This is a genomic window from Sphingobacterium griseoflavum (assembly GCF_014653155.1).
Classification (GTDB): domain Bacteria; phylum Bacteroidota; class Bacteroidia; order Sphingobacteriales; family Sphingobacteriaceae; genus Sphingobacterium; species Sphingobacterium griseoflavum.
In genome coordinates, this window is sequence record NZ_BNAF01000020.1 from 36184 (window position 1) to 43287 (window position 7104).

11 protein-coding genes are annotated in these 7104 nt (G+C 53.4%); 8 read left to right on the top strand and 3 right to left on the bottom strand.

Annotation, left to right across the window (positions count from 1 at the left end; all coding sequences use genetic code 11):
• The first annotated feature begins 21 nt into the window (after window positions 1-21).
• On the top strand, window positions 22-1353 hold the full coding sequence (locus tag IE165_RS18325; protein ID WP_189628113.1) for a RagB/SusD family nutrient uptake outer membrane protein: 1332 nt from the start codon (window positions 22-24) through the stop codon (window positions 1351-1353).
• A 47-nt stretch (window positions 1354-1400) separates the two neighbouring features.
• Here IE165_RS18325 and IE165_RS18330 read toward each other — a convergent pair whose 3' ends face one another.
• Window positions 1401-1748, bottom strand: a complete 348-nt coding sequence (locus tag IE165_RS18330) for a hypothetical protein (RefSeq protein ID WP_189628114.1) — start codon at window positions 1746-1748, stop codon at window positions 1401-1403.
• 82 nt (window positions 1749-1830) lie between these two features.
• Entirely contained in the window at window positions 1831-2199 is a 369-nt protein-coding gene (locus IE165_RS18335; RefSeq protein ID WP_189628115.1) for a hypothetical protein, read from the bottom strand.
• Between the two features lie 367 nt (window positions 2200-2566).
• On the opposite strand from IE165_RS18335, the gene IE165_RS18340 reads away from it, so the two are divergent.
• From IE165_RS18340 to IE165_RS18370, 7 genes are all read left to right on the top strand, one after another.
• Window positions 2567-3583 (top strand): hypothetical protein, encoded by a 1017-nt coding sequence (locus IE165_RS18340; protein WP_189628116.1) that lies wholly within the window; start codon window positions 2567-2569, stop codon window positions 3581-3583.
• A gap of 95 nt (window positions 3584-3678) precedes the next feature.
• Window positions 3679-3960 (top strand): hypothetical protein, encoded by a 282-nt coding sequence (locus IE165_RS18345; protein ID WP_189628117.1) that lies wholly within the window; start codon window positions 3679-3681, stop codon window positions 3958-3960.
• A 210-nt stretch (window positions 3961-4170) separates the two neighbouring features.
• Window positions 4171-4308: a hypothetical protein gene (locus IE165_RS18350; RefSeq protein ID WP_189628118.1), complete on the top strand. Its 138-nt coding sequence runs from the start codon at window positions 4171-4173 to the stop codon at window positions 4306-4308.
• 30 nt (window positions 4309-4338) lie between these two features.
• Window positions 4339-4653, top strand: coding sequence for a hypothetical protein (locus IE165_RS18355; protein WP_189628119.1), 315 nt, complete (start codon window positions 4339-4341; stop codon window positions 4651-4653).
• A gap of 29 nt (window positions 4654-4682) precedes the next feature.
• Window positions 4683-5306 carry a hypothetical protein gene (locus tag IE165_RS18360; RefSeq protein ID WP_189628120.1) on the top strand — a complete coding sequence of 208 codons (624 nt, stop codon included), beginning with the start codon at window positions 4683-4685 and terminating at the stop codon, window positions 5304-5306.
• A gap of 159 nt (window positions 5307-5465) precedes the next feature.
• Window positions 5466-5882 (top strand): DUF5675 family protein, encoded by a 417-nt coding sequence (locus IE165_RS18365; RefSeq protein ID WP_189628121.1) that lies wholly within the window; start codon window positions 5466-5468, stop codon window positions 5880-5882.
• Window positions 5883-5906: 24 nt separating this feature from the next.
• A complete protein-coding gene (locus IE165_RS18370; RefSeq protein WP_189628122.1) occupies window positions 5907-6089 on the top strand; it encodes a hypothetical protein in 183 nt (60 codons plus the stop codon).
• A gap of 426 nt (window positions 6090-6515) precedes the next feature.
• Here IE165_RS18370 and IE165_RS18590 read toward each other — a convergent pair whose 3' ends face one another.
• Window positions 6516-6638, bottom strand: a complete 123-nt coding sequence (locus IE165_RS18590) for a hypothetical protein (RefSeq protein ID WP_262891187.1) — start codon at window positions 6636-6638, stop codon at window positions 6516-6518.
• Window positions 6639-7104: the final 466 nt, after the last annotated feature.

Here is a 7104-nt window from a genome sequence, read left to right on the forward strand (position 1 = left end):
CTCGTTAATCGAAAAAAAAATATGATACGGATAATATACCTGCTGTTGGCCAGCCTTGCTTGCGCGGCATGCAGCAACTACCTCGACATGAAGCCGGATGCCGGCTTATCAACCATCGAAACACCGGCCGATCTGCGCGCCTTACTGGATAATGAATTTGTGATGAGCGTGCAGACCATAGCGGGGGAAGAAATGGCCGACAATTATTTTACGCTAGACCAAACCTGGAATGCCTCGACCATCGAGAATGTACGGAACCGCTACATTTGGCAAATAACAGAAAACGATGGCGTTGACTGGATAGGCATGTATGAAGAGATTTACTATGCCAATGTGGTGCTGGAACGGTTGGAGAGCCTGCGCCCTGCGCCGGATGTGGAGAGCTATAACGAAATAAGAGGTGCTGCCCTCTACTACCGCGGTCTAGCCTTTTCGGAACTGCTGCTGCTCTATGCGATGCCTTATCGCCATGGCGCGGATGGCAGCGGACTGGGGGTGCCGCTGCGCATCTCCGCAGATCTGAACCAGTTCTTCCCGCGCGCCAGCATAAGCGAGAGCTATGATAGGGTATTTGCGGATCTGGAGGAGGCTGCTGCACTGCTGCCTATAACCACGGCTGCACTGACGCGACCTTCACGGCTAGCGGCTTGGGGCATGATGGCTAGGGTGGCCTTTGATATTGGCGACTACGAGCGCGCTTTCCGCTTATCGGAACAGCTGCTGCAGCATAAAAGTGACCTGATGGACTATGGGCAGGTTAATCCGGCGGTAGCCGTGCCCTTCCAAGCACTGAATAGCGAGGTGGTTCATTTAACCTATCGAGGGGGTGGGTTCTTGGCACAGTCAAGAGGGATTGTGGATCCAGAACTCTATGCATCCTATAGCGAGGGCGACTATCGAAAATCGCTGTTCTTTGCATTGCATGCCAATGGACATCGGGTGTTTAGGGGAAGCTATACGGAGACTAACCTGATGCAGTTTACCGGTATAAGCACGGCGGAGATGCTGCTGACACATATGGAGGCCGCACTGCGCACCGGTCGCCTAGCAGAGGCGCGCATGCGTCTACCCGACTTTTTGCAGGCACGCTATGCTCCCAACGCGCAGCCTAGCAGCAATGGCGAAGCGGCCGAGCTATTGGCCTTGGTGCAGGCCGAGCGCCGTAAGGAACTGATCTTTAGAAACCGCCGATGGGCCGATATCCGGCGCCTTAATCTGGAAGGAGCAAACATCAGTTTGACAAGGGAGCTCAATGGGCAGCGCTACCTATTGGAGCCCAATAGCCTGCGCTATGCGCTGCTTATTCCGCTAGAGGCTATACGCTATTCGGGGATTGCGCAAAATCCAAGATAGGAAAGAGGGCCACTCGCCGAGGCCCTCTTCCTTTTTTTAGCGATACGTTAGTCTTTCAACTTAATCGCAGTGGTCGAGGTTTGGTTATCGATAGCATCCATGATCTCGTTGACCAATTGAGGATCCAACACAGGTTTTTCCTGCGTATTGGTAGGAGCATGGATGGAGCAGAGCTGATTGCTTCCAGCACATACTGGTTCGTCGTTTAGCAGCGTGTAGTTCTGCGGATTTTCGACGTCATCCCGATCTTGACTGTCGCTGTTGTAAATGAACCACTGTTCGGTAAGCGTCGGCATAGCCTCGCTGTTCCATGCTTTTACGCTAACGAATAGACCACATAGCAAGGTAAGGGCCCAGATGCCGACAAGTAGTCGGCTTTTTGTTGATGTTGCCATAGGCTTTTTATGCACTTGTAGATGAGTGCGAACTTTTGTTAAACATTGTTGTTGCCAAGTAGCCTGCGCGGTGCTGTAGGGCCTACCTGAAGTGCTGCGCTTTGGCTGCCAAAGCGCAGGTAAAGAAAAAGACAGTAGGCGCCCAGCGCCGGAAAACGGCAAACTTTTTTCGGCATCGCTTCAGCAGCGGGCTAGCTGCGGTAGGGCGGGCTATGCAGAGATTGCCATAGCCGCCCTTTGGCAAGCGCAGAAGGCGCAGATGTTCAGGATACGCCTGCACACAGCTAAAAAACTCCGCTAACCGACCGGGCCAGTGCCGCCGGGCAGCCTGCTGCATGGGGTAGAAAAGGCCCAGCTGGCGAAGCAGCAGGCTGCCCTGTGGGAAGGTGTGGCGCCCCAGCAAGAGCGGAACATAGCGAAGGCAGTGGGAGAGAAGCGAGGCGATTTTCATGTGTTGTTCTTTTCAGAGCAAAGAAGGGCGATCTGCCCAAACCATACAAGGGTATTTCTGACGAAAAAGATATAATATGCTGCTTTTAACCACATCATGCGGCGATAAATAGGCTGATATGCGTGTTTCGTACAGTTTATACATCCGTACAGACGAAGAATGGTTGTTTTTCCTTAAAGTTATGTGATAACTGTATTATTGACATGTATTTGTGTTTTTTGGTATAAAAAACTGCTTTTTACTCGTTTTTAGCTGCTTTGCGGATAAATTTTGTTTTTAAAAATTATTTTTTATTATATTCGAACGGGGTAGAATATTGGGTATTATCACCTATCGTGCAAGGCTGACCATCTTAAATCCAGAAATTATGCGAACATTCACCTTTTTTTCCTATGTCACGTTATTTGCTGCGGCGGTTAGCTTCGCGGCTGGCGAGCAGGATCTGTGCGCCCATGTGAAACAACTCCGTTTTTGGATCGGCATGCTGTGCACGGCGGCGATCGCTATGGGGTATTTGCTGTGGATATCGTTTTGCCATGGGCTATGTGCTGCAAGCGAGAAAGAAGCGGAGGCATGCCCGCGCAACGATCGCTGGCCATGGGGGCGATACCTGCTGTGGGCGCTGCTGCCCTGCGCACTGCTGCACCTCGGCATCATTGCCCTGTGCTGCCTCCCGATGGAGGACGGCCGCTCGATTTTTGTGCGCTACCTGCAGCAGTTGCCCCTGATGCTGGTCTTGGCGTTTTTCTATGCCTGCGCCTTGCGGCGTGGCCACCGCCTGCTGCCGCTGCCCACGCCGGCAGACCGCCTCGATCCGCCAGACGCGGCCATCGACCCCTCTAGGGCAACGGCAGAGCAGGCCCGGCCCGCCCTAGCAGAGCAGCGCGCCGCGCCGCCGGCGCTGGACAGGACAGACCGCGCCAACTTTGACGATAGCTACCCGCAGACCCTATACTATATATTGGTGCAACATGGAGGCGCGCAACTGCTGATGCGCAACATGTCCGTCCGTTTTTTTGACATCGTCTTCCTGTACTCGGCCCGCGGTGCGCGCTTTGTGATCCTGCGCAATGGCGAGATGCTGCGCGCCGATCGGGTGCTGGAGCGCATCAAGAAGGGCAAGATGCACCCGTGGATGCTCAAGATCTCGGCAAATTACTATATCAACATGCTGCTGGTGCAGTACCCCAATGTGGCGCATCGGCGGCGCATGCAGCTGCAGCCCGACCTGATGGCCACCATGCCGCAGCAATATGCCATGGATCGCCTACAAAAGGCGCTGCTTATCGGCCGCGGCATGTCTCCCTTATTGATACCTCGTTTTTTGGCAAGCGTGAAAGCCTTGGACCATAAAGGTTGGGATGCCTTCATCCCCCTGGACTAAGCGCCGATTCCTTTATTTATAAACCTACAACAGGGCAGGGTGTGCTGGCTCGCCCATCGTCGATGTTCAGCTGTTGTGCGCTAACACCACACACGATGGATAACCAAATGCAGGAAGCAGTACTATTGCTTCGCGAAATTAGAAATGCACTTTTCAGCATCATAGACCACTATGCCGATGCCAGATCGCTGCACAGCAAAAAACGCCTGTACAGCAAACAGGAGGTGCTCGACATGATGAACATGACGGAAATCACCTACCGCCGCAACCTGAAGAAAGGATTGCTGAACCCGATACGCATAGCTGGGGTCGACCTGTATTTTGAGGAAGACCTGATCGAGGCCATGAACGAAAGCCGACGCAAAGGCAAGCTGTGAACGCCGTACAGGAACAGCCCAAACCAGGCCTAAACCTCAACCTATTCCTTTGCCTAGCTTCAAGCTGCCTACACCTTTTTGAAGCGGCCCTAACCCGGGGCTGCATCGCCTTCCGTTTTTCTTGCGTAGCTGATCGACGTGCTTTTGACAAGCATCAACACGAGTTTGACGGTGAAAAAAGGTTTTTCTTCATCCAGCAGATGCGACCTGATGCTTGCTTGCACCGCGCATGCACTGTACAATGCGCCGCAGATGGATGATTGGTTTGACCAAGCAGATGACGGAATCAACCTGATGCTTGACTTTCCCGCGCTGAGGGTCATCAACGTCTACCTGATGCTTGCTTAGCTCAGGCATTCACCTGACGACGCCGACCAGATGGATGTTTGGTCGACGCAAGCAGGTGAATGGTTGCCGCTGATGGGCATCAATGGGATGCTGTGGCGTGAAGCGCTGAACCTGATGCTTGACAAAGCCACGTTGATGCTTGCCGATGGCAACCTGATGGATGAAGATGCCCTGCATTTTGTAGCCTTTTTGATCAAATCCGATCAAATCCGATCAATTTCGATCAAATCCGATCATTTTTTCATTCGGTACTCTACCTCTTCCTATGTTTGTTTTGTCGCTGGGCGGGAAAGCCAATGCTTCCGTTCGGGGAAGGAGCTCCCTCCGAAAAGATGGACCGGTTGATTTGACGATTTCCAGCGACAGCTATAACGATGGCTATTTTTTATAAAGCGCTCGTCGGCTTTACACGACTGAAAGACGATGAGCTCATGGTATTGGCGAGAACGGTTCTCGGTGCCATGACAGACAATGCAAATTTTGCAACACCCACACCCTCCCTGCAAGAGGTGGAAGCGGTAGCGGATGAGTTCGCAAGCAGCTTGGCGGCGGCACGCCGCAGGGGCGCGCCTTCAGACACGGCGCTAAAAAATGAAAAGCGGATCGTGATGGAGGCAATCCTGCAGAAACTGGGCAATTATGTCAACGGCGAAAGCCAAGGCCGCCTGTCCAGTTTGCTGAGCTCGGGGTTCGCGACCAACGGGCCTTCCTCGACGATCTATGTGCCCAGCAAGGTGGAGGCCGTGCGCCTAAGCGATGGACGGCAGTCGGGGCAGATGCGCCTGGATTTTGCGCCACAGCGGGAAGCGATGCTCTACGAGTACCAGTTTCGGACGATGGGCGACCCCGAATGGAGCGAGCGGTTCACGACGACCAGCTCCCGCGCCAACATCATTGCGCCGCTGCCGGTAGCCCAGTATTGCGAGGCACGCGTGCGGGGTATTAATTCACGCGGTATGGGCGACTGGAGCGATATCGCCACGATCCTGGTGCGCTAATCGGCAAACGGGGGCCAAGGTCCTTTTTTCGGTGGTGGGCCAGCGGCCGTAAGGCCTGCCACCGAACATTAAAAGATGTTTAACCACAAGGGCAGCGCCCTGTGCCTGCCCTTATTTTCCAACAGGAGCCCCGCGGCTCCAAACCTTAACGATCACAGCATGAAAACAAGACATATCTTGGTTCTTAACCGTACATACGGCGAACAGGGAACCAATGGGCAGCTCAGCTACCAAGGACAGCATATTTGCTATACCATCGAACTGCCCGATCGGAACAATATCCGGCGCCTTAGCTGCATCCCCGAATCGAACTACCGCCTGCAGAAGCGCGTATACACCAAGCATGGCGAGCAGATCGGAATCCCAAATGTGCTGCACCGGGAGGCGATCTTGATCCACCCGGCCAACAACGCCATGAAGGAACTCATGGGCTGCATAGCCCCCGTCACCACGCTGACGGGGCAGGGTACCGGCACCAACAGCCGGGCCGCCCTCGCCAAGCTCAAAGCACTGGTATATGGACTTTGGCAGAGGGGCGACGAGGTGTTTTTGCTGATCAAGCGCGCGGAGGATTGACCATGAAAAGCCCTGATCAGAAAAATGCGCAACGCAGTACAGGTGGTGCTGCTGGCGCCGATTGCGCTGCCAAACAAGGTAGCCAAGATCCTGAAGTATGCTGCGGTAGGCTTGGGCATATTGGACAGCCTGGTGGACACGAATAATGAGGCGTCGCAGGACGCCGCCAAGCAAGGGGAGGAGGAGGCCGATGAAGCCGCTGACTAACGTGCAGCAGGGCACCCTGGGTGGTACCCTCTGCTCGCTGTGGGCAACCTTCACCTGGAGCAGCATGGCCGAAACGGTGCTGCTGGCGGCCATCGGCGCTACGGTAAGCTACCTCGTGAGCCGCCTGCTGCAAGGTAAACGACGACGACACTAGCTGAAAATTGTAATGGTTGTTTTAAAGAAAGTGGATAGGTTTAGGCTTATCCGCTTTTTTTGTTGCTGGCGCAGGCTTGCTGCTCGTGCTATCCGAATAGCGGCCAATCCTGCGATAGCACCATCCATTCATCACCATCTCACTTTGTCACCACATAACCATCTCACCTTATCACTACGTCACCATCTCACCTTGTCACTACGTCACTATCCCCCCTCAAACCCTTCCGCCGCTCGCCACGGCAGGGCATCACTTTTGAAGGCCAAAAGTGATCAAAAGCCTTTGTCTCCTTGAGGTGCTTCGTCGCACAGGTCCGCCCTGCGCAAAGCACCCTGTTTGGCCGAAGCCGGAATAACGCCGCCATCGCTTTGGATGCGATGTCGACATGATTCCATGCTTGCCCTGCCCTCTAAAACCCCCAAACATGCTCTTTGCCAGCCAGCACAGGCAAGGAGACCTAAAAGTTCCGTTATACGGTGTTCTTTATTTTTCAGTTATCGTTCGCTATGTACAGTAACGCGAAAATCAGCAGCACGCTCACTATCGCTTCTGCCCTTACTTAACAGCAATGTCGCATCATTTTTGTTGCGTCTGTAGAGACTTGCCTATGCACTGCCCCACAAGGATGCAACAAAAATAAGCGACGGGGTTTTGGTTACTTTTGCCCTACAAAAGTAACGCCCCTGTCCCGGCGAGGGACAAAAGGACATAACGTATTGGTCATGGCGATATAACTACCGATGATAAACATTTATAATCGTATATAAACATTTGACAACCGACTATTAGCGAGCAACCTCTTTACCTTTACCCCTGAAACCAATTTATACATACATGGATGCGCACAGGTACATCGATTTG

What these genes read in the sequence shown, in the direction of transcription:
- IE165_RS18325 (WP_189628113.1), top strand. Translation starts at nt 22, where the DNA reads ATGATACGGATAATATACCTGCTGTTGGCCAGCCTTGCTTGCGCGGCA.
- IE165_RS18330 (WP_189628114.1), bottom strand. Translation starts at nt 1,748, where the DNA reads ATGGCAACATCAACAAAAAGCCGACTACTTGTCGGCATCTGGGCCCTT.
- IE165_RS18335 (WP_189628115.1), bottom strand. Translation starts at nt 2,199, where the DNA reads ATGAAAATCGCCTCGCTTCTCTCCCACTGCCTTCGCTATGTTCCGCTC.
- IE165_RS18340 (WP_189628116.1), top strand. Translation starts at nt 2,567, where the DNA reads ATGCGAACATTCACCTTTTTTTCCTATGTCACGTTATTTGCTGCGGCG.
- IE165_RS18345 (WP_189628117.1), top strand. Translation starts at nt 3,679, where the DNA reads ATGGATAACCAAATGCAGGAAGCAGTACTATTGCTTCGCGAAATTAGA.
- IE165_RS18350 (WP_189628118.1), top strand. Translation starts at nt 4,171, where the DNA reads ATGCTTGCTTGCACCGCGCATGCACTGTACAATGCGCCGCAGATGGAT.
- IE165_RS18355 (WP_189628119.1), top strand. Translation starts at nt 4,339, where the DNA reads ATGGATGTTTGGTCGACGCAAGCAGGTGAATGGTTGCCGCTGATGGGC.
- IE165_RS18360 (WP_189628120.1), top strand. Translation starts at nt 4,683, where the DNA reads ATGGCTATTTTTTATAAAGCGCTCGTCGGCTTTACACGACTGAAAGAC.
- IE165_RS18365 (WP_189628121.1), top strand. Translation starts at nt 5,466, where the DNA reads ATGAAAACAAGACATATCTTGGTTCTTAACCGTACATACGGCGAACAG.
- IE165_RS18370 (WP_189628122.1), top strand. Translation starts at nt 5,907, where the DNA reads ATGCGCAACGCAGTACAGGTGGTGCTGCTGGCGCCGATTGCGCTGCCA.
- IE165_RS18590 (WP_262891187.1), bottom strand. Translation starts at nt 6,638, where the DNA reads ATGGAATCATGTCGACATCGCATCCAAAGCGATGGCGGCGTTATTCCG.